This is a genomic window from Megamonas rupellensis DSM 19944, from assembly GCF_000378365.1.
Taxonomy (GTDB): domain Bacteria; phylum Bacillota; class Negativicutes; order Selenomonadales; family Selenomonadaceae; genus Megamonas; species Megamonas funiformis.
The window spans coordinates 55,089-74,424 of the sequence record NZ_KB899569.1; the positions used below are offsets into that span (position 1 = coordinate 55,089).

The 19,336-nt window shown below is 31.5% G+C and carries 17 protein-coding genes; 5 read left to right on the plus strand and 12 right to left on the minus strand.

Annotated elements, in window-relative coordinates; genetic code table 11:
• Window positions 1-19: 19 nt before the first annotated feature.
• The 4 genes from murB to rpsO form a co-directional block, all read right to left on the minus strand.
• Window positions 20-937, minus strand: coding sequence for a UDP-N-acetylmuramate dehydrogenase (gene murB / locus F553_RS0102455; protein WP_008539472.1), 918 nt, complete (start codon window positions 935-937; stop codon window positions 20-22).
• A 14-nt stretch (window positions 938-951) separates the two neighbouring features.
• Window positions 952-1,434: a tRNA (uridine(34)/cytosine(34)/5-carboxymethylaminomethyluridine(34)-2'-O)-methyltransferase TrmL gene (gene trmL / locus F553_RS0102460; RefSeq protein WP_008539473.1), complete on the minus strand. Its 483-nt coding sequence runs from the start codon at window positions 1,432-1,434 to the stop codon at window positions 952-954.
• 18 nt (window positions 1,435-1,452) lie between these two features.
• On the minus strand, window positions 1,453-3,522 hold the full coding sequence (locus F553_RS0102465) for a polyribonucleotide nucleotidyltransferase (RefSeq protein WP_008539474.1): 2,070 nt from the start codon (window positions 3,520-3,522) through the stop codon (window positions 1,453-1,455).
• 118 nt (window positions 3,523-3,640) lie between these two features.
• The gene (gene rpsO / locus F553_RS0102470; RefSeq protein ID WP_008539476.1) at window positions 3,641-3,907 is read right to left on the minus strand and encodes a 30S ribosomal protein S15; all 267 of its coding nucleotides are present in this window, start codon (window positions 3,905-3,907) and stop codon (window positions 3,641-3,643) included.
• 230 nt (window positions 3,908-4,137) lie between these two features.
• On the opposite strand from rpsO, the gene F553_RS0102475 reads away from it, so the two are divergent.
• Window positions 4,138-4,854, plus strand: a complete 717-nt coding sequence (locus F553_RS0102475; protein ID WP_018998855.1) for an HAD family hydrolase — start codon at window positions 4,138-4,140, stop codon at window positions 4,852-4,854.
• Between the two features lie 36 nt (window positions 4,855-4,890).
• Here the strand turns inward: F553_RS0102475 and F553_RS0102480 are convergent, their stop codons facing one another.
• Window positions 4,891-6,177 (minus strand): MFS transporter, encoded by a 1,287-nt coding sequence (locus F553_RS0102480; protein ID WP_018998856.1) that lies wholly within the window; start codon window positions 6,175-6,177, stop codon window positions 4,891-4,893.
• A gap of 105 nt (window positions 6,178-6,282) precedes the next feature.
• Entirely contained in the window at window positions 6,283-6,987 is a 705-nt protein-coding gene (locus F553_RS0102485) for a tetratricopeptide repeat protein (RefSeq protein WP_008539481.1), read from the minus strand.
• Between the two features lie 124 nt (window positions 6,988-7,111).
• On the opposite strand from F553_RS0102485, the gene F553_RS0102490 reads away from it, so the two are divergent.
• Window positions 7,112-7,972 (plus strand): NAD(P)-dependent oxidoreductase, encoded by an 861-nt coding sequence (locus F553_RS0102490; RefSeq protein WP_018998857.1) that lies wholly within the window; start codon window positions 7,112-7,114, stop codon window positions 7,970-7,972.
• Between the two features lie 80 nt (window positions 7,973-8,052).
• On the opposite strand, the gene F553_RS0102495 is transcribed toward F553_RS0102490, so the two are convergent.
• From F553_RS0102495 to F553_RS0102510, 4 genes are all read right to left on the minus strand, one after another.
• Window positions 8,053-9,186: a YibE/F family protein gene (locus tag F553_RS0102495; RefSeq protein ID WP_018998858.1), complete on the minus strand. Its 1,134-nt coding sequence runs from the start codon at window positions 9,184-9,186 to the stop codon at window positions 8,053-8,055.
• A 102-nt stretch (window positions 9,187-9,288) separates the two neighbouring features.
• A complete protein-coding gene (locus F553_RS0102500; RefSeq protein WP_015561829.1) occupies window positions 9,289-10,818 on the minus strand; it encodes a purple acid phosphatase family protein in 1,530 nt (509 codons plus the stop codon).
• 219 nt (window positions 10,819-11,037) lie between these two features.
• Window positions 11,038-12,600: a purple acid phosphatase family protein gene (locus F553_RS0102505; protein WP_018998859.1), complete on the minus strand. Its 1,563-nt coding sequence runs from the start codon at window positions 12,598-12,600 to the stop codon at window positions 11,038-11,040.
• Window positions 12,601-12,650: 50 nt separating this feature from the next.
• The gene (locus tag F553_RS0102510; RefSeq protein WP_018998860.1) at window positions 12,651-13,916 is read right to left on the minus strand and encodes an S-layer homology domain-containing protein; all 1,266 of its coding nucleotides are present in this window, start codon (window positions 13,914-13,916) and stop codon (window positions 12,651-12,653) included.
• 307 nt (window positions 13,917-14,223) lie between these two features.
• Between F553_RS0102510 and F553_RS0102515 the strand changes: the two genes are divergently transcribed.
• From F553_RS0102515 to F553_RS0102525, 3 genes are all read left to right on the plus strand, one after another.
• Window positions 14,224-14,901 (plus strand): response regulator transcription factor, encoded by a 678-nt coding sequence (locus F553_RS0102515; protein ID WP_018998861.1) that lies wholly within the window; start codon window positions 14,224-14,226, stop codon window positions 14,899-14,901.
• A gap of 1 nt (window position 14,902) precedes the next feature.
• Window positions 14,903-16,192: a sensor histidine kinase gene (locus F553_RS0102520; protein ID WP_018998862.1), complete on the plus strand. Its 1,290-nt coding sequence runs from the start codon at window positions 14,903-14,905 to the stop codon at window positions 16,190-16,192.
• Between the two features lie 85 nt (window positions 16,193-16,277).
• Window positions 16,278-17,963, plus strand: coding sequence for a phospholipid carrier-dependent glycosyltransferase (locus F553_RS0102525; protein WP_018998863.1), 1,686 nt, complete (start codon window positions 16,278-16,280; stop codon window positions 17,961-17,963).
• 60 nt (window positions 17,964-18,023) lie between these two features.
• Here F553_RS0102525 and F553_RS0102530 read toward each other — a convergent pair whose 3' ends face one another.
• Window positions 18,024-18,782, minus strand: a complete 759-nt coding sequence (locus F553_RS0102530; protein WP_033405420.1) for a hypothetical protein — start codon at window positions 18,780-18,782, stop codon at window positions 18,024-18,026.
• Between the two features lie 37 nt (window positions 18,783-18,819).
• Window positions 18,820-19,185 (minus strand): EamA family transporter, encoded by a 366-nt coding sequence (locus F553_RS0102535; RefSeq protein WP_008539496.1) that lies wholly within the window; start codon window positions 19,183-19,185, stop codon window positions 18,820-18,822.
• Window positions 19,186-19,336 lie beyond the last annotated feature (151 nt).

Consider the following 19,336-nt stretch of genomic DNA (forward strand, 5'->3'; position numbering starts at 1 on the left):
ATAGCTTTTATGTTATATTTTATTGTTCACCAATCATTTTTACTTCTGGATAAAGTTTCACGCCATGAGCTTTATAAACTCTATCTTGTACTTCTTTGATTAAATCAAGTACATCTTGAGCTGTTGCTCCGCCGATATTAACTACAAAACCAGCATGTTTTTTAGAAACTTGCGCACCACCAACAGTGAGACCTTTTAAACCTGTTTGGTCAATTAAAGTCCCTGCAAAATATCCAGGTGGGCGTTTAAAAGTACTACCTGCACTTGGATATTCAAGTGGTTGTTTTGTTTCTCTACGATTAGTCAAATCTGCCATTTTAGCTAAAATCTCATCTTGATTTCCTTCTTGTAATTCTAATTCAACTTCTAAAATCAAATTATCATTATCTTGGAAAATACTATGACGATAAGAAAATTGAGCTTCTTCATTTGTATAGTATACGAGGTTTCCTTCTTTATCAATAGCACTAACACGATGAACTACATTTTTTATTTCACCATCATAAGCACCAGCATTCATGAAGATACAACCACCGATACTACCTGGGATACCCACTGCAAATTCAAGACCTGTAAGTGAAGCTTCACCTGCAAATTTAGAAACATCAACCATTAAAGCACCACATTGAGCTTTAATGAAATTACCATCTCTTGTAATTTTAGCAAAACGTTCATTTAAATTTACAACAATACCACGAATGCCTTTATCCATGACTAATAAATTAGAGCCATTACCAAGCATTGTAAGTGGTACATCATATTCTTTTACTATTTTTATAACAGCGATAGCTTCTTCAACTGTTGAAGGCATTACAAAGCAATCAGCTGGACCGCCAATTTGAAATGTAGTATGTTTAGACATTGGCTCATCTATTAACACACTATCTTCTGGCAAAATTTGTTTTAATTTAGCTATACATTCATTTAATTTTTGCATTATTTATGCTCCTATCAATCTAAATGATCAAAACCAACTTGTTTTAAATTTGCATAATCAAGTTGTCGCATAGCCTCATAGGCAATTACAGCCACAGAATTAGATAAATTTAAAGAACGTGATTCACTTATCATCGGTATACGAATGCAATCGTCCCAATGTTCTTTTAAAATACTTTCGGGAATACCTGCTGTTTCTTTACCAAAAACAAGCATATCATCCATGCCATAAGTTACATCACTGTGTACATGATTGGCTTTTGTTGTAGCATAATGAAATTTATGACCTTTATATTTTTCTAAAACTTCATCAAAGTTTTCATGATAATGCACTTTTACTAAATGCCAATAATCAAGACCTGCTCTTTTTAAATATTTATCATCAGTAGAAAAACCAAGTGGTTTTACTAAATGAAGTTCAATACCTGTATTTGCACAAAGACGTGCAATATTACCAGTATTTGCTGGAATTTCAGGTTCAATCAAAACAATATGCACTTATTTTCACCAGCCTTATTAAAGAAGCACTTTATGAGAAAGATTTACTCTACCTTGACGGTCAATTTCTGTAACTTTTACTTCTAATTCATCGCCAATGTTTACAACATCTTCTACTTTTCCTACGCGTTCTTTTGCTAATTGAGAAATATGGCACAAGCCTTCTTTACCTGGTAAGATTTCTACAAATGCACCAAAATTCATAATGCGTGTAACTTTACCTTTATAAACTGCACCAACTTCAACTTCAGCAGTTAAAGCATTAATCATATCTTGAGCCTTCTGTGCAGATTCAGCACCTACTGCTGTGATAAATACATTACCATCATCATGAATATCGATTTGTACACCAGTTTCATCAATTATTTTTTTAATTGTTTTTCCGCCTGGTCCAATTACATCGCGAATTTTATCAGTAGGGATTTTCATGCTATTTACGCGTGGAGCGTATGGAGATAATTCTTTATTTGGTTCACTGATACATTCAAGCATTTTGCTTAAGATAAATTCACGGCCACGTTTTGCTTGAGCAAGAGCAGCTGCTAAAATTTCTCTGCTAAGACCATCTACTTTAATATCCATTTGAATAGCTGTGATACCATCTGGAGTACCTGCTACTTTGAAGTCCATATCACCAAGAGCATCTTCCATACCTTGAATATCTGTTAAAATTGTGTAAGCATCGCCATCTTTTACTAAGCCCATTGCACAACCAGATACTGGTTTTTTAATAGGTACACCAGCATGCATTAAGGAAAGTGTACTACCGCATACGCTACCCATGGAGCTAGAACCATTGGATTCTAAAACTTCAGATACAAGGCGAAGTGTATAAGGGAATTCTTCTACAGAAGGAATAACTGGCACTAATGCACGTTCTGCAAGCGCACCATGACCGATTTCACGACGACCTGGGCTACGCATTGGACGAGCTTCACCAACGGAATAACCAGGGAAATTATAATGATGAATATAACGTTTAGATGTATCATCACCGATACCATCAATTACTTGTTCATCACCTAAAGCGCCAAGTGTAGTAACATTTAAAATCTGAGTCTGTCCACGAGTAAAGAGTGCACTACCATGTGTACGAGGTAAAATACCTACTTCACAGCTAATAGGACGAACTTCTTCTAAGCCACGACCATCTGGACGAATTTTTTCATGAGTGATCATATGACGTACAATACCTTTTAAAGTTTTGTAGAGCACATAATCTATTTCCATATCCATTTCTGGGTAAAGTTCTAAGAAATGTTCTTTCGCTTCAGCTTTTACTTCTGCTACATGTTCATCACGGCGAAGTTTATCAGCATCACGAACAGCAGCATCAAATTTATCATAAGTGTATTCATGAATAGCATTTACGAGTTCTTCTGGAACAGTAAATAATTTTGGCTGATGTTTTTCTTTACCGCATTTTTCCATCATTTCTTGCTGGAATTTTACTAAGCGTTTGATTTCTTCATGACCAAATAAAATAGCATCAAGAACTACTTCTTCGGATAATTCATTTGCACCAGCTTCAACCATCATTACAGCATCATAAGAACCTGCTACAGTCAAGTTTAAATCAGATTTTTCACGCTGTTCAACTGTTGGATTGATAACAAATTCGCCATCAATACGACCAACACGAACACCAGCGATTGGCCCTAAAAATGGAATGTCAGAAATAGAAAGTGCACAAGACGCCCCAATCATACCAGCGATTTCTGGAGCGTTATCTTGTTCTACAGATAAAACTGTAGCTACAATCTGAACATCATTTCTATAACCTTCTGGGAATAATGGGCGAATAGGTCTGTCGATTAAACGGCTATTTAAGATAGCAGATTCAGCAGGACGACCTTCTCTTTTTATAAAACCGCCAGGTATTTTACCAACAGCGTACATTTTTTCTTCATAATCAACTGTTAAAGGGAAAAAATCTACTCCCTCACGTGGCTCAGCAGAAGCTGTTGCTGTTACTAAAACTACAGTTTCACCATATCTAACTAATACAGCGCCATTTGCTTGTTTCGCCATTTTGCCTGTTTCTACAACAAAACTGCGACCGCCAAGTGTTGTTTCAAAAGTATACATAACTTACCTCCTATTTATGTATTTATCAATATTTTAATCTTTGTGTCTATATCTATTTTAACTTAAAATCAAGCAAACTAAAAGAAAAAGCGGGAAAGGCTCCCGCTTTTTCAATTAATTATTTACGTAAATTTAATTTTGCAATAAGAGCACGATAACGTTCTACATCGATATCATATAAATAGCTTAAAAGTCTTCTACGATGACCAACCATTTTTAATAAGCCACGACGGGAATGATGGTCTTTTTTATTGTTTTTAAGATGTTCAGTAAGATATGCGATACGTGCAGTTAATAAAGCAACCTGTACTTCTGGGGATCCAGTGTCACCTTCATGAGTAGCGTTATCTTGAATGATTTGTAATTTTTGTTCTTGAGTTAACATTAAAATATCCTCCTAAATTTTATTTCTCCCGAATCCACGACAGCGTTGGAGTTTCGCTTACCCTAGAATGGGAATGTCTTTTGCATACAAAAATTAATATATCATAAATAAATATCACTGTAAAGAAAAAGATTAGTGCTTTTATTTTAAGGATAAATATATATTCCAACTTTTTTAGATAATTGCTACAATATACCTAAACCATTTTATTGTCAGAAAGGAATTTTGTCATGCTAAAAAATAAAAAATTTGCTTTTTTTGATATGGACGGCACTTTAATCGACTCTGTGGGCATCTGGAACCAAATCGACCAAAAACTCATTGAAAAATTAGCCAATAAAACAATTGATGAAACAACTGTGCAAAACGACCGTGATACACAATTAAAAAAATTCAATGCACAACCAAATCCTTATTTATGTTATTGCCAATATATCAAGGATAAATATTCAGCTCAAATTTCAGCTGAAGAAATCATCAAATTGCGTTATGAAATAGCTCAAGATTTTCTCCAAAATATAATCGATTATAAACCACAAGCCGACTTAGTCATCAAAAAATTAAAAGCAAAGAATTTTACACTTGCTATAACAACAACTACAAAACGCACAAATATGGATATATATCGCACTTTAAATAAAAATATCAACGCCAAAGCTCCACTTGATGAATATTTTGATTTAATCTACACACGTGAAGATGTCAGCAAAATCAAACCAGACCCTGAAGTTTATCAAAAAGCTATCCAAAAATTTAATGCCAAACCAGAAGAATGTATCATCTTTGAAGATTCATTAATCGGTATTGAAGCTGCTAAAAAAGCTGGTATTGAAACCATTGCTATTTATGACAAATATTCTGATGCTGATACAGAGGCAATAAAAGCACAAGCTGATTTTTATCTCCACGATTATACAGAGCTTCTGTCCTCTATTGATGAATTATAAACAAAAAAGGTTATGCAAAAGCATAACCTTTTTTTATTAATCGATTTCTATACCTTTTGTTTCTGGAACAGTGAACCACATAAAAATAAGTGCTATTGGATAAATAACAAATACAAGACTCATTGCTCCTATCAAGCTTCCGCCTGTTGCCAAATAACCAATTATAGCAGGACCAAAGCCAGATAGACCACGACCTGTACCAAAAATTATATTTTCTGCAGTAGAACGTGCTTCAGATGGATAATTTTCAGCAATAACTGCACCATAACCACCCATCATGCCATTTACAGTGAAGCCTAATAAGAAACTTCCCCATAATAGACTTGCTTGACTTGTGAAAAAAAAGAAATAGATTACACAGTAAATTGTTCCACAAATATACCAAAGTGCAAAAGTTTTTTTACGTCCAATTTTATCAGCCAAAATACCAAATAAGATTATACCTAAAACCATACCAGCAATAGATATTACCATCCAACCACTTGTCTGCGCTAAACTATAGCCATATTTTTGAGATAAAATTGTTGGCATCCAACTAAATATCGCATAATAGCCAAAGTTTTGCACTAAACACATCACTGTAAGACCTATTGTTGTCGCTGTTATTCTCTTTGTAGTAAATAATTTTTTAAGTGGCATACCAGCCAAATAATAATATTCTTTTTGTTCTTTTTCAGTGATAGTTCCATTTTCTTTTTTAGCAATCAATTCTTGCTGACGCTGTTTTTTACGTTGCCACAAAATCGGTTCTTTAAGATGCATACGTACATAAATTGCGATAAGTGCAGGGACTAAACCTACAAGAAATACTGCACGCCAGCCAAACATTGGCACAATTATAGCCGGTATAACTGCTGCTAATAATACACCGCCTTGCCAACCAAGCGCTACCCATGAAGTAGCTCTTGCTCGCATATCAGGTGCCCATGTTTCAGTAACAATCGCCATACCAATACCGAATTCACCACCGATACCAAGACCAATGATAAAACGTAAAACAAGTAACACTGTATAATTATCAACAAAATACATCAAGAATGTGGCTACCGCAAATAAAATTATCGAAAAAGATAATATCTTTGTACGTCCATATTTATCTGCTAACAATCCAAAAATATATGAACCAATCCACATACCAATAGTTGTTGCTAAAGTTAAATTCCCAGCTTCTGCTGTAGTAAGTCCAAAATCTTTAATAATAAAAACTAAAATAAATGATAATAAAAACATATCCAGACCATCAGCTGCATATCCTAATACAGCACCTATCAATGTCTTAATATAATGGTCTGCTTCTCCTTCTACATGTTTTTCCTTCGCCATAAAAATCCTCCTCTTATTATCTATACTATCTTTGTCCAAATATATATATGTACAAAAATACATATATAACTAATACTTAATGTCATATATGTATTTTTTGCAAACTTAAATATCCCAATGAATTTTTTCTGGTGAAGGGCAAGCATGGTCAATCGTATTTAAAATCCATGCGACATTATTATGAGTAGCACTAAAAGCTTTTTCTATAGCAGGCTTATATTTTTCAGGAATATCCATAAAAGATAAAGCCTTTCTCATATAATTTAAAGCTTCCTCTTTCATCAGACCGGTAGCCATTAATTGAGCTTTAAAACGATAACCATAATATAAATAACTATTATGTTTCACGTCTAAATTTTCAAATACGCGAATTTTTTCATCGATTTCATTTTCAGCTGTTTCAATATCTTGCTTATTATATAATAAATTCCAGCGGTCAGCCCAAACTTCTCCACGTAGAATATATTTATATAAATAATCTGTAGACTCTACTAATTGCACAGCTAAATTTATATAGTGAAGAGCATCATCATATTTTTTATCTTCACGAAGGCAAGAAGATAATCTTTGCAAAGCATAAACTTTTTCTTCTACCTGTTCAGGATTTTCTTCATCTATTTCTACTTCAACAACAGAACGAAACAACTCTATTGCTTCATCATGTTTTTTCAATTCTGGCATTGCCAAAAAATGAGCTAGACGTGCTCTACTTCTCCAATCATCAAAACCGCCAGCAAATAAACTAGCAGGTGGACTCGCAGGTGAATCCATTACATAATGTGTAAGTTCATGAAACTCATGACTATTCATGTAAAAACCTCCTAATATTCATCCTATTTCTCAATATTGACTTTATATATAATCTAATATATGTTGAATATATTAGATATATTTTATCATATATTACTTATAAGGCAAAAGAGAGGTTTTTTTCATGAAAATAGGTTTTATTGGTATTGGTTTAATGGGTGGTCCTTTAGCTCGAAATCTTATTCGTGCCGGCAAAGAAGTTTATATTTATGGCAGAAATCAACAGCATATAAATAAAGTATTAAGTGCTGGCACTACAGGAAAAGTTGTAAAAAATATTAACGATTTAGCTATTTGCGATATTATTTTTACATGTTTGCCACTTCCACAAACAGTAAAATCAATCATGATAGAAAATAATGGCTTACTCAGTCAATTAAAACCTGGCTCTATCTATATTGATACTAGTACTATCGACCCTAGTACTGCTACAGAAATAGAACAATATGCTATTCATCATAATGTCCATTATATAGCTTGTACTTTAGGATTAGGTCCTGCACAAGCTGAAACAGCTTCTGAACCATTATTTGTTGGTGGCAATAAAGAAATATTTACAAAAATAATGCCTATTTTAAACTTAATTGGTTCTCCTGTTCATTACTTAGGTGGTGTAGTTCAGGCTTATGCTTTCAAAATAATCAGTAACATGATTGGTATGACTAATCTTGCAATACTTGCTGAAGGTATTCATCTAGCACAAAAAGCTAATATAGATATTGAACAATTTTTAACATTATTAGCACAAACAGGAGGAGATTCTAATCAATTAAGTCGCAGAGGTCCAGCCATAGCTAATAATGATTTTAGCAATCGCTTTGCTGTTGATTTAACTTTAAAAGATTTAACTCTTGGTTGTAATATGGCTAAAGATTTTAATTATACTCCTATATTTAGTCAAAAATCCCGTGAACTTTATCAAAAAGCTTCTGAACAAGGTTATGGTGCAGAAGATTGTTGTGCTATTTATAAAGTCCTTGAATAAAATAATTCTAAAAACTAAAAGAGATTATGGTTTATTATCCAAACCATAATCTCTTTTTTATGCTCAAAACAATATAATTCTTATTTTTTGTTTTCTAAATAATGAGGAAGCCATGCAGAAAATAATGCTACTATTGGCACTGTTAAAATAACGCCGAAGCTACCAGATATCCCTTGCATGATTTCTATACCAATAGAATTTGAATTTATCAATTGCAAATATGGTAAATCATATACATAATCTAATACCCATACACCAAGAGAGCCACCAAAGAAAGCTAAAATAAGTGTTGTTGACATTGTACCCATAATATCTCGTCCAACATTCATACCGCTTTTAAATAATTCTTTAGGTGTTAATGCTGGATTTTTAACATGCAATTCTTGCACTGCTGAAGATACATCCATCGCTATATCCATTACAGCACCTAAACTTGCAAATAAAACACCAGCAAAAAGTAATTGACCTACATCAATTAAAGTATTCTGTCCAATAAATAATAATGCTTCAATATTGGATACATTATAACCTGAAAGTGATGTGAAATAGCCAAAAATATCTGCTGTCAAACCTGCAATCAATAAACCAAAAAAAGTTGCCAAAATAGCAGATAAAGCTTTTATCGTAAAACCATTAATCAAGCAAATGGTCATTGCTGTAACAATTGTCGCTGTAAAAATAGCAGCTAAAGATGGAGAAGTTCCCTTCATTATCATAGGGAAAAATACAAATACAAAACAAATGAAACTAAAAATAAGTGCAATTGCCGATTTTACACCTTTTTTCCCACCAATAATACAAAGTGAAATCAAGAAAATAGCTATAAAAATATATATTGGCATAGAACGATCTACATTATATACAGTAGTAACATGTAATTGCCCCACTACACTAGAAATGGTGATTACTTCTAAGCCTGGCTTACATGCTGTTCCAAATAATAATCCATTAGGACTATTTGCCTCCAAAATCTGCCCTTTTTGTGGTCCAGTTTCCATCTGTAATAATACAACTTGGTCGCCCACACGAGAGCCATCTTCTTGTATATTATCTTTTAAAACTTCCACTACTGTTGCTTTTTCAAAAGCGCGCCCTTGTGTATTTACTAAAGTTGGTTTTTCTACCTGATTATACGATTGTAAAAAGAAAAAACCACCTACTAATATACAAATAATTATAATCCCGCGAACCCAAATATTTTTTAACAAATTCATAAAAAATTCCTCTCTTATTATCATTATATTAATTTCTTTAATGTAAAAACTGCGGTAAAGCATATACTTTACCGCAGTTAGAGAAAAATTAAATCTTACTTATTATCTCTTAATAATGCTATAAGCTTCATCGATTGGTGTGCCTGTTTGAGCATCATATGTGTTAATAGTAAATTTATCATCAGTAATATTGATTACAGAATATGTTGGTCTCCAAGTCTGGCTACGAGCAGCTACATAATCTTGTTGCTGTTCAATTAAATTATAGAATTTAGAACCAGTTGCAGAGTTAGAAGTCATGTAGAATACACCTTCTGGATTTACTAAAGTGCCTTGTTTCATATCAGCAATAGTGTAGCAACGATTTTGAGAAGTATAGTATTCTTTGAATGCACTGTCAGATTTTAATTTATTATCAAGTACTTTATGGTCTTGTCCATGTTGACCTACTTTATATTCTGCAAAATCATCATATTGTTTACCATCACTTGTAAGCTGATAAGTACGAGCATAAGTATGGTCATGACCTTGTAATACTACGTCGATATCATTTGCATCAAAAATAGGTGTTAATTGGTTACGTAAAATAATACCATCAGAGTCAGAGTGGTCTAAACCTGAACCGTAGATATCTTGATGCATTACAACAATACGCCATTTTGCATTTGGATTTTCTTTTACTGCTTTTTCTACTAAAGCTTTATGGTCAGCTGCATTATAGTTATTAGCATTGATGACAATGAATAAAGCACTGCCATAAGTATAATAATATCCATGACCTGCAACTGTAGAATTAGTTTCTGCTGTAAATGGATTTGGCACATTGAAGTGATTTTGATAACTAGTAGTCAAGCAATCATGGTTACCAATAGCTACTGCTTGTGGTAAATTGCGGAAAGCTGTTGCAGATAAATATCCGGAGTATTCATATTCCTGTAATAAATGTTTTTCAGCGTTATTACCAGCTGGTTCATTAATTTGGTCACCAGGAGATACTAAGAAGTTAATTTCTGGATGTTGTGCTAAAGCACTATTTAATGTTTTATTCCAGTTATAAGCATCATTTCTAGCTGCAACATCTTCACTTTGTTCTACAGCACTTTCATTTGGAACTTGACCTTTTGAAGCACCAATCTGTGGGTCACCTACATACATAAATGAGAAATTATGTGGGTCGCCTGTTTTATATTCATGAGCTTGTTGCCATTTACCATTTAATTTTACCTGATAATAATATGTAGTATTTGGTTCAAAGCCATCAGCTGTTACTTTATTGCTATAATACTGCACACCATTGATTACAGTACCTTCTGTACAAGTACCTTTAAATTCTTTAGCGTTTTTCATATCTTTATTATCAGCAATACGCACTACTGCTTCATTTGCTTTTTCTTTAGAATACCAACCAAAATTTAATTTAGAAAAATCGGAGCCTGGAATTAAAGCAACTTGTTCATAATTTGTTTTAATTTTATCCCAGTTAGCTTTCCAATCTGCCCAATCTGTATGTTCTGATACAGCTGTTTTAGTAGTAAAAGCTGGTGTTAAAGAAGCATCATTCCATTGTTCTGTTGCCGCATAAACAGTTAAAGAGCCTACACTAAGTGCTGCACTTAAGCATAAAGCTAACATTCTTTTTTTATTTTTTTTCAAATAAAACACAAAAGTCACTCTCCTTAGTTCTAATCAAAAGTAAGATAATTTCTATATCTTTTGTAGATATATTTATTCTATATTTTATTTTTAAAAATACTGTAAACGTAACGTAAAATTTAAATAAATATATACAAAAATAACTGTAAAATAAAAGTGATAAGAAAAATTCTTATCACTTTTATATCAAATCATCATTTATTTTTTTACAATTGTATAGGAGCTATCTATTGCTTCACCTGTTTCTACATCATAAGTATTAACAGTGAAACTATCTTTTGTAATGTTGATTACAGAATAAGATGGTCTCCAATTTTGACTACGAGCTGCTACATAATCTTGTTGTTCTGGAATTAAATTATAGAATTTAGAACCAGTTGCAGAGTTAGAAGTCAAATAAAATACACCTTCTGGATTTACAACTGTACCTTGTGATTTATCGGCTATATTGTAGCAAAGATTTTGAGATTTATAATATGCTCTGAATACGCCATCTTTTTCAAAGCGTTCATCAAAATTATCGTGGTTAAATCCACCTTGATCTTGTTTGTATTCTAAAAATTCATCATGTGCCTGTCCATCACTTGTAAGCTGATAAGTACGTGCATAGCTATGATCATGACCTTGTAATACTACATCAATATCATTTGCATCAAAAATTGGTGTTAATTGTGTACGCAAGATAATGCCATCAGAATCTGAATGGTCTAAACCTGAACCATAAATATCTTGGTGCATTACAACAATACGCCATTTTGCATTTGGATTTTCTTTAATGGCTTTTTCAATCAAAGCTTTATGGTCTGCTGCATTATAGTTATTAGCATTAATGACAATGAATAAAGCGTTACCATAACTATAAAAATATCCGTTACCAGCAGGTGTTGGTGTAGATTCTTCAAGGAATGGATTTGGATTATTGAAGTGATTTTGATAGCTTGCAGAGCTACAATCATGGTTACCAATAGCTACTGCCTGTGGTAAATTGCGAAGTACAGAGGCGGAAAGATATCCAGAATATTGGTCTTCTTGTTCTTTTAAATCTTTTGCGTCTTCATTACCTTTTACACTTACTTGGTCTCCAGGAGATACTAAAAAGTCTATTTCTGGATGTTGTTCCATTGCTTTATTTAAAGTTACATTCCAGTTATAAGAGTCATTTCTAGCAGCTAAATCGTTACCTAATTTTTTACCATTAGATTCTGCATTTTTTTGTTTATATGAAGAACCAATCTGTGGGTCACCTACAAACATAAAGCTGAAATTGTCTGGATCACCTGTTTTATATTCTTGAGCTTGTTGCCATTCACCATTTAATTTTACTTGATAATAATATGTGCTATTTGGTTTAAAACCATCAGCTGTTACTTTATTGCTATAATACTGCACACCATTGATTACAGTACCTTCTGTACAAGTACCTTTAAATTCTTTGGCATTTTTCATATCTTTATTATCAGCAATACGTACCATTGCTTTATCTGTTTTTTCTTTAGAATACCAACCAAAATTTAATTTAGAAAAATCAGCGCCTGGTGTAAGTGCTACCTGTTCATAATTTGTTTTTAAATTATCCCAGCCAGCTTTCCACTGTTCCCAATTAGTATTATCAGAAATAGGTGTTTTAGTTTCTACCATTGGTTTTGTAGAAGCATCATTCCAATATTCTGTTGCCGCATAAGCAGTTAAAGAACCTGCACTAAGTGCTGCACTTAAACAAAGTGCTATCATCTGTTTTTTAGTTTTTCTAAAATGAAACATTCACTATCGCCTCTTAGTTTATATTTAAATTTAATTTATGGACTTATTTATTAAAATTTAAATTTAAGACTAGTATATACTGTATCAGCATCTTTATCTGTATCCATATCTTTACCATCAAAATAAAGAAGTTCGCCTAGAATATTTTCAGCAAAAGCATATTCTACACCAGCTACAAGACCTTTTTGACCTTCTGCAGCATCATCATAAGCAGTCTCAATAGTTACATTTTCTCCAAGATGACGATATCCTATATATGCTCCCCAAGAACCTGCATCTTTCGCACTTGCGCCTTTATACTGTATTTCTACACTACCTGCTTTATCATAGCTATTAGCATCAGCATTTTGTAAATACTGTCCAGCTAATGCAACATTTTTATCAAAATTATATTTACCGCCGACATACCATAAATTAGCTTTATTATCATCAACGTCTAAATCTAATTCAACATCTTTATCTAATCCACTCAATAAAATATAACCTGCATTGAGTGCTAAATTATCATTTGGTGTGTAATCAAACTGTACACCATAGTAATCAGCAGTGATATCTTTTGCTGTTTTACCATCAGGGATTTCACCATCATGATCGTTTTCACTGTAGCGACCAATAGCTATATTTGTATTAAATACATCACTACCAAAATTTGCTGTCATACCAGAAATTTCATCATCAAAAATCATACCTTGACAAATATCTAAAGAAGTTCTACCAGCTGTTACTGTTGCACCAAATAAAGGACCTTCTACATATGCCTTACTTACTTTTACACCATCTGCATTGCTATCTGTTTCTGGATACATTGTATATTCAATTTTAGCATTAGCAGTCCAATCACTATCACCAATATAAGCTTTTGGTTCAAGTTTAAATTCTAATTTATTAGAGCGTTTATCTTTTCCTTCATCATGATTTTCCTGCGAATATTTATATTTTAATTCGCCTTTCCATTTCATATTGTCGGATTTTTTCTCTAAATCTGCAACGCGCACACCTAAATTATCCAATTCATCAGCAAATTCAACAGCCAATTTATCAACAATTGCTTTGTCTGCTTTTTCAAGATCAGTTCTTGCCATAGCTCGTGCTACAATCTGTGCCATTTCATAACGAGTCATAGTATTTTGACCTTGATATGTACCATCTGGATAGCCATCAATCACGCCATCATTAGCAAGTGTAGTAACTGCATCATATGCCCAACTATCAGCTGGCACATCACTAAATGGATTAGTTGCTGCAAAAGATGTACTTGCTATTCCCATCATTAAACTTGCGGTGATTGCACTTGTAATAAGCTTTTTCTTAAACATTAAATATTCCTCCAAAAATGATTAATATACTCTACCTAAAAAAAGTAAAAACAAATTTGCTCAAAATAACTCCGATTAATTTTTCAGAGAAATATTTCAAAACGGTTACTATTATAAAAAGATTTTTTAAAATTAAAATCAATAGTTTGTAAAAACTATATTAAAGATATGTAAAAAATATGTAACAAAATATATTTAAATAAAATAAAAGTAAAATTTCACGCTATATTTATTTTTATATGCCAATACTATAAAATATTAAATATCATATACTTCATAATATTAAATTAGAAAAGTAGGTGTTTCTATGCGAATATTATTTGCTGAAGATGATAAAAGACTATCTAAAATGATTGATTTTCTTCTAAAAAAAGAAAATTACATTGTAGATTGTGTATATAATGGACAAGATGCTATTGATTATGCTAATTTATCGGACTATGATATCATCATTTTAGATTGGATGATGCCTTTAAAATCCGGTATCGAAGTATGTAGATATCTGCGAGCAAAAAATAATCAAACTGCTATTTTAATGCTGACAGCTAGGGATTCTCTTGAAGATAAAATTGATGGTTTAGATAGTGGAGCCGATGATTATTTAGCCAAGCCATTTGAATTTCCAGAGCTACTAGCTAGAATAAGAGCTCTATCTCGTCGCATCAACAAAACATTTTATAATGATATCATTGAATATAACAATCTAAAATTAAATTGTTGCAATGCTATTTTGACTTATAAACAAACAGAAGTATCTTTAAGCCCTAGAGAAAATCAACTCATGGAATTATTAATTAGAAATACACATCAAATTCTACCTCGTGAACAAATTATTGATAAAATCTGGGGATATGATACTAATATAAATTCCAATACTTTAGATGTAACAATAAAATCTCTACGTCAAAAATTAACTAAATTATCATTAAGTGATTGTATCCATACCATTCGTGGTATCGGTTATAAATTTGAAATGGATATATAATATGTTTACAAAATTCAAAGAAAAAATCGTTAAAGATTATTGCTATCTTACTGTATTACTATTATTATTTGTATCATTTTCTTTATATATTGTAGGTTTTTCTATATCATATAAAAGCCAATTATCTCATATAAAAATGCTTGCTATTGAAGAAAGTGAAGACTTATTTTATAAAATCAATACTAAGGATTTAAAAAATTTTCCTAAAGATGATGATAACTCGCCTGAAGAAGATAATTATTTCAATAAAATTTTCATCTATGGATATACCAAAGACCATCAATTAGTATTTGAACATAATAATATGGAATGGTCTGAAAAATTTATCACTAAAATTATTAATGATAATTCACTTTCTTTTCATAAGGTATATTTTGATTTTAATTTAGTTGATAATCGCCATTTGAAATATTTAATTTATATGCGCTATCCACTCTTAGAAAATAATGTATTTTTAGGTGAAGTCTATGTTGGCATAGAAATAACTCATTGGGTGCGTGAACAAATTCGCATATTCTTCATTTTATTAATAATTATTTCTCTATCCTTATTTTTTGTACGCTATGTCGCTTATAAAATGGCAAATAAAGCTATGCAACCTGTCGTTCAATCGTTTGAACAACAAAAACAGTTTATTGCCAATGCCTCTCATGAATTGCGAACACCTTTAAGCATTATAATGTCTGGATTAACTGTATTAAAAACAGATGATGAAAATAATCTCTCTAAATTTTCCATAGATACTATTGATGATATTAATGATGAAAGCTTAAAGATGAAAAAGCTCATTGACAATTTATTATTATCTGCAAGAAATACTAATAATACATTAACTGTGCATAACACTAAATTTAACCTCAATAATCTCATCAATAAAATCTACACTAAATTTTCTTTATTAGCTAAAAATAAGCAAATAACCCTCAAAATTTCTAACCCTCCAGATATTTTTATAACAGCTGATATGTCTCATATCGAACAAATATTAGCCATCTTAGTGGATAATGCTATTAAATACAGTGATGAAAATAGTTCTATTTTTATCACCATAACAGAAGATAAACAATGTATAAAAATTGCCATCAAAGATAGTGGTCCTGGCATATCCATTGAAGATTTACCGCATATATTTAAGCCATTTTATCGTGCTAATAATACTCGCACTTATTATGGTAATGGTCTTGGTTTATCAATAGCTCAAATACTCGCTCAAAAAAATCACAGTAATATTCTCGTTGAAAATAATAAAGAAAAAGGTTCTTGTTTTACTTTAATAATCTCTAAAAATTAATATTGTAATTTTTATTTTCACTTCAGCTTTTTTTCAGAATGCTCCTTTATGATTTTCTTAAATTAATCATAAAGGAGTTATTTTTATGAAATCGCAGCAAACTTCATCTCAATTATTCGACTTTAAAAATCTCGACAAAACTTCTATTTTTACTATAGCTATAATCTTCATAATTTTATACCTCTGGCATCTCGGTCTATACCCCTTGATAAACCCTGACGAAGGCAGATATGCTGAAATTCCTCGCGAAATGCTTGCTAATAAAAATTTCATTACTCCATATTTAAATAGCGTAGAGTATTTTGAAAAGCCCGTCCTTCAATACTGGATTACAGCTTTTTTTATGTATATATTTGGCGAAAATGAATTTGCCGTGCGTTTATTTCCTGCTCTATGTGCTTTAGGGGGTATTTATTTAACAGGATATTTAGCTACTAAGATGTTTAATCGCCAAACAGGTTTTCTAGCTAGTATTATAATTGGCAGTTCCTTTCTTTATTTAATTATAGGCTCTTTAAATATCTTAGATATGGCAATATCTTTTTTCATCACCCTATCTATGGTGAGTTATTATCAATTTAGCACTACATTAAAATCAAAATATATATATATATTTTACGCTTCTATGGCTTTTGGTACTTTGACAAAAGGTCTAATCGCTATTGTTTTAACCGTTGCCATTATATTTTGTTATTGTTTACTCACTAAAAATTTAAAACTACTATTAAAAAGTATTTCTCTTATCGGTATATTAATTTTTCTCGTGATTTGTGTGCCATGGTTTTATTTAGTTTGCAAAGATAATCCAGACTTCTTCTATTTCTTTTTTATCCATGAACATTTTTTACGCTATTTAACTAAAGTTCATGACCGTTATCAACCTTTTTATTTCTTCATACCTTGTATCATTTTAGGGATTTTCCCATGGACTGGATTTTTTATCTCCTCTTTATTATCCAAATCACCAAAAAGAACATGGTATAAATTTATAACTAATCCTCATAGACATAAATATATTTATTTATGTCTATGGTTTAGTATAATTTTTGTTTTTTACTCCATGTCAGACTCTAAACTTGTACCTTATATAGTTCCTTGTTTGATGCCTATGGCTATATTGATTAGTCGTCATTTAAATCACATTTCTTATCAGACAACTAAAATAAAAATTGCTCTATTCATTAACGCTTTTATTTCCCTGCTCATCATTGTTGCTTTAATCGTAACAGCTATTAAAAGCGATTTTATCAGTTTAGATGAATTTATCTTTTCTGGCAGTTTCATCATTTTAGTACTATTTATCTCTAATCTAATAATATTTATATCTTGGTATAAATATAAAAATTTCTCACAAATAATCGCAATTTATGCTATATCTGCTATTTTATTTAGCTTTTCTTTACAACCTGTAATCACACAAGTGGCTCAACATCGTACAGGAAAAGAAATTGCTCAAGTAGTAAATACTTTAAAAACAAAAGATACGCTAATAATCTCCTATAAAGATTATCTTCAAGATTTACCATTTTATACAAAATCCCGCATTGCCATTTACGATTATCTAGGTGAATTAGAATTTGGCTCTAAACACGATAGCGGACAGGGTTGGTTCTTTAACAAAGAAGAATTTCTGTCCACATGGCAACAAAATCCTCATGCGATATTAGTCGTTCCTCAAAAATATAAACAAGAATGTTTAGCTGAATTAAATGATGAAAATGCTATTGTTTACTTTGAAACTAATAAATATTTAATCATCACTCATAACTAAATAAAAAAGCATGTTAAAGATTACGAAATTTAACATAACCTTTAACATGCTATTTTTTATTTAAAACTCAAATTTTTCTACTGCACCATCATGAGTTAAGATAAATTTTTCTTGTTGAGGAATATTTCCTCTTTTATCCTTAGGTGGAATAATTTCATATTTTTCTAAAGCTTGTATACATGCTGTATTTAAATCTTGATATTCTTCTTCACTTAAACCTAAATCAGATTTTTCAGCAGGTAACACAGGATAAGCCTGTATTATTTTGCCCTGCTCATCCATGATATATTCCACTACTATGATAATAGCTTCGCCTTCTGGCACTAAATTATAATCATAAACAGGTTTTTCTTTATGTTTATAAGTTGGCATTAAATCCTTAGAATCTTTTACATCGCTAAAATTCAATACAAGATTTTCTTTTGATATCTCTTTAACTACGATTTTTGTATCTTTATATGTGCGAAATTTATGTCTAGGTTCTTTTTTTACTACAGGTTCTGGCTTTTTTTCTTCTGGTGGATTAATTGTTTCTATTGGTGGTTTTTGCTTTTCTAATTCTTCTTCATCAACAACTATTTCCGATTGAGCATTGATGTCTTCTGCCTCTTCAACTACTATATCATTTGACTCGTCCTCTTGAGTTATTCCAATATCTACATACGTAATATCTTCATCAGCAGAGGATTGTAGCATTGATTTTTCGTTTAATTCTTTTGTTATATTATTCATAACATATCCACCTAGAGCAAAAATCCCTACATGCAAAACGATAGATATTACTAATCCTACTTTTACATAATTTTTAGCTTTCATCATAAAATCCTTCTATGTTCAAATTAATAATATAATTTTATCAAGAACGATATAATAAAAATACTCCCAAGCAAATGATGATGATACCACCTATTTTATTCAAAGTCATTGACTCGCCAAAATAAAAATAACCCACAAAAGCAGCTATGATATAACCTATGCTTAAAAATGGATAAGCATAACTTACTTCTACTCGCGAAAGTACCATAAGCCAAACAACAAAACTTATCACATAGAAAATAAGCCCAGACCATACATAAATATTTGTGCTAGCTTTTAAAACCATGGTCAATATAGAATTAATATCTACTTGTATGCTTCCTATCTGCGACATGCCTTTTTTTAAAACCAATTGAGCAGCTGCATTTAATAATACACCTGTTAATATCAATAATAAATTTGTCAAAATTTCATCTCCCTTTATTTATCAATTATTAATCTTAACACATCTAGTACAATCTTACAGCAAAAATCAAAAAAATCTTCGCTATCTTGTATTATTCTTTCAGGAAAAAATCATTTTAGATATCTATACTATATCTTGATTGTAGAGAAAT

What these genes read in the sequence shown, in the direction of transcription:
- F553_RS0102495 (WP_018998858.1), bottom strand. Translation starts at nt 9,186, where the DNA reads ATGAATTTGTTAAAAAATATTTGGGTTCGCGGGATTATAATTATTTGT.
- F553_RS0102520 (WP_018998862.1), top strand. Translation starts at nt 14,903, where the DNA reads ATGTTTACAAAATTCAAAGAAAAAATCGTTAAAGATTATTGCTATCTT.
- F553_RS0102485 (WP_008539481.1), bottom strand. Translation starts at nt 6,987, where the DNA reads ATGAATAGTCATGAGTTTCATGAACTTACACATTATGTAATGGATTCA.
- F553_RS0102510 (WP_018998860.1), bottom strand. Translation starts at nt 13,916, where the DNA reads ATGTTTAAGAAAAAGCTTATTACAAGTGCAATCACCGCAAGTTTAATG.
- F553_RS0102500 (WP_015561829.1), bottom strand. Translation starts at nt 10,818, where the DNA reads ATGTTAGCTTTATGCTTAAGTGCAGCACTTAGTGTAGGCTCTTTAACT.
- F553_RS0102505 (WP_018998859.1), bottom strand. Translation starts at nt 12,600, where the DNA reads ATGTTTCATTTTAGAAAAACTAAAAAACAGATGATAGCACTTTGTTTA.
- F553_RS0102465 (WP_008539474.1), bottom strand. Translation starts at nt 3,522, where the DNA reads ATGTATACTTTTGAAACAACACTTGGCGGTCGCAGTTTTGTTGTAGAA.
- F553_RS0102525 (WP_018998863.1), top strand. Translation starts at nt 16,278, where the DNA reads ATGAAATCGCAGCAAACTTCATCTCAATTATTCGACTTTAAAAATCTC.
- F553_RS0102530 (WP_033405420.1), bottom strand. Translation starts at nt 18,782, where the DNA reads ATGATGAAAGCTAAAAATTATGTAAAAGTAGGATTAGTAATATCTATC.
- murB (WP_008539472.1), bottom strand. Translation starts at nt 937, where the DNA reads ATGCAAAAATTAAATGAATGTATAGCTAAATTAAAACAAATTTTGCCA.
- F553_RS0102515 (WP_018998861.1), top strand. Translation starts at nt 14,224, where the DNA reads ATGCGAATATTATTTGCTGAAGATGATAAAAGACTATCTAAAATGATT.
- rpsO (WP_008539476.1), bottom strand. Translation starts at nt 3,907, where the DNA reads ATGTTAACTCAAGAACAAAAATTACAAATCATTCAAGATAACGCTACT.
- F553_RS0102490 (WP_018998857.1), top strand. Translation starts at nt 7,112, where the DNA reads ATGAAAATAGGTTTTATTGGTATTGGTTTAATGGGTGGTCCTTTAGCT.
- F553_RS0102480 (WP_018998856.1), bottom strand. Translation starts at nt 6,177, where the DNA reads ATGGCGAAGGAAAAACATGTAGAAGGAGAAGCAGACCATTATATTAAG.
- F553_RS0102475 (WP_018998855.1), top strand. Translation starts at nt 4,138, where the DNA reads ATGCTAAAAAATAAAAAATTTGCTTTTTTTGATATGGACGGCACTTTA.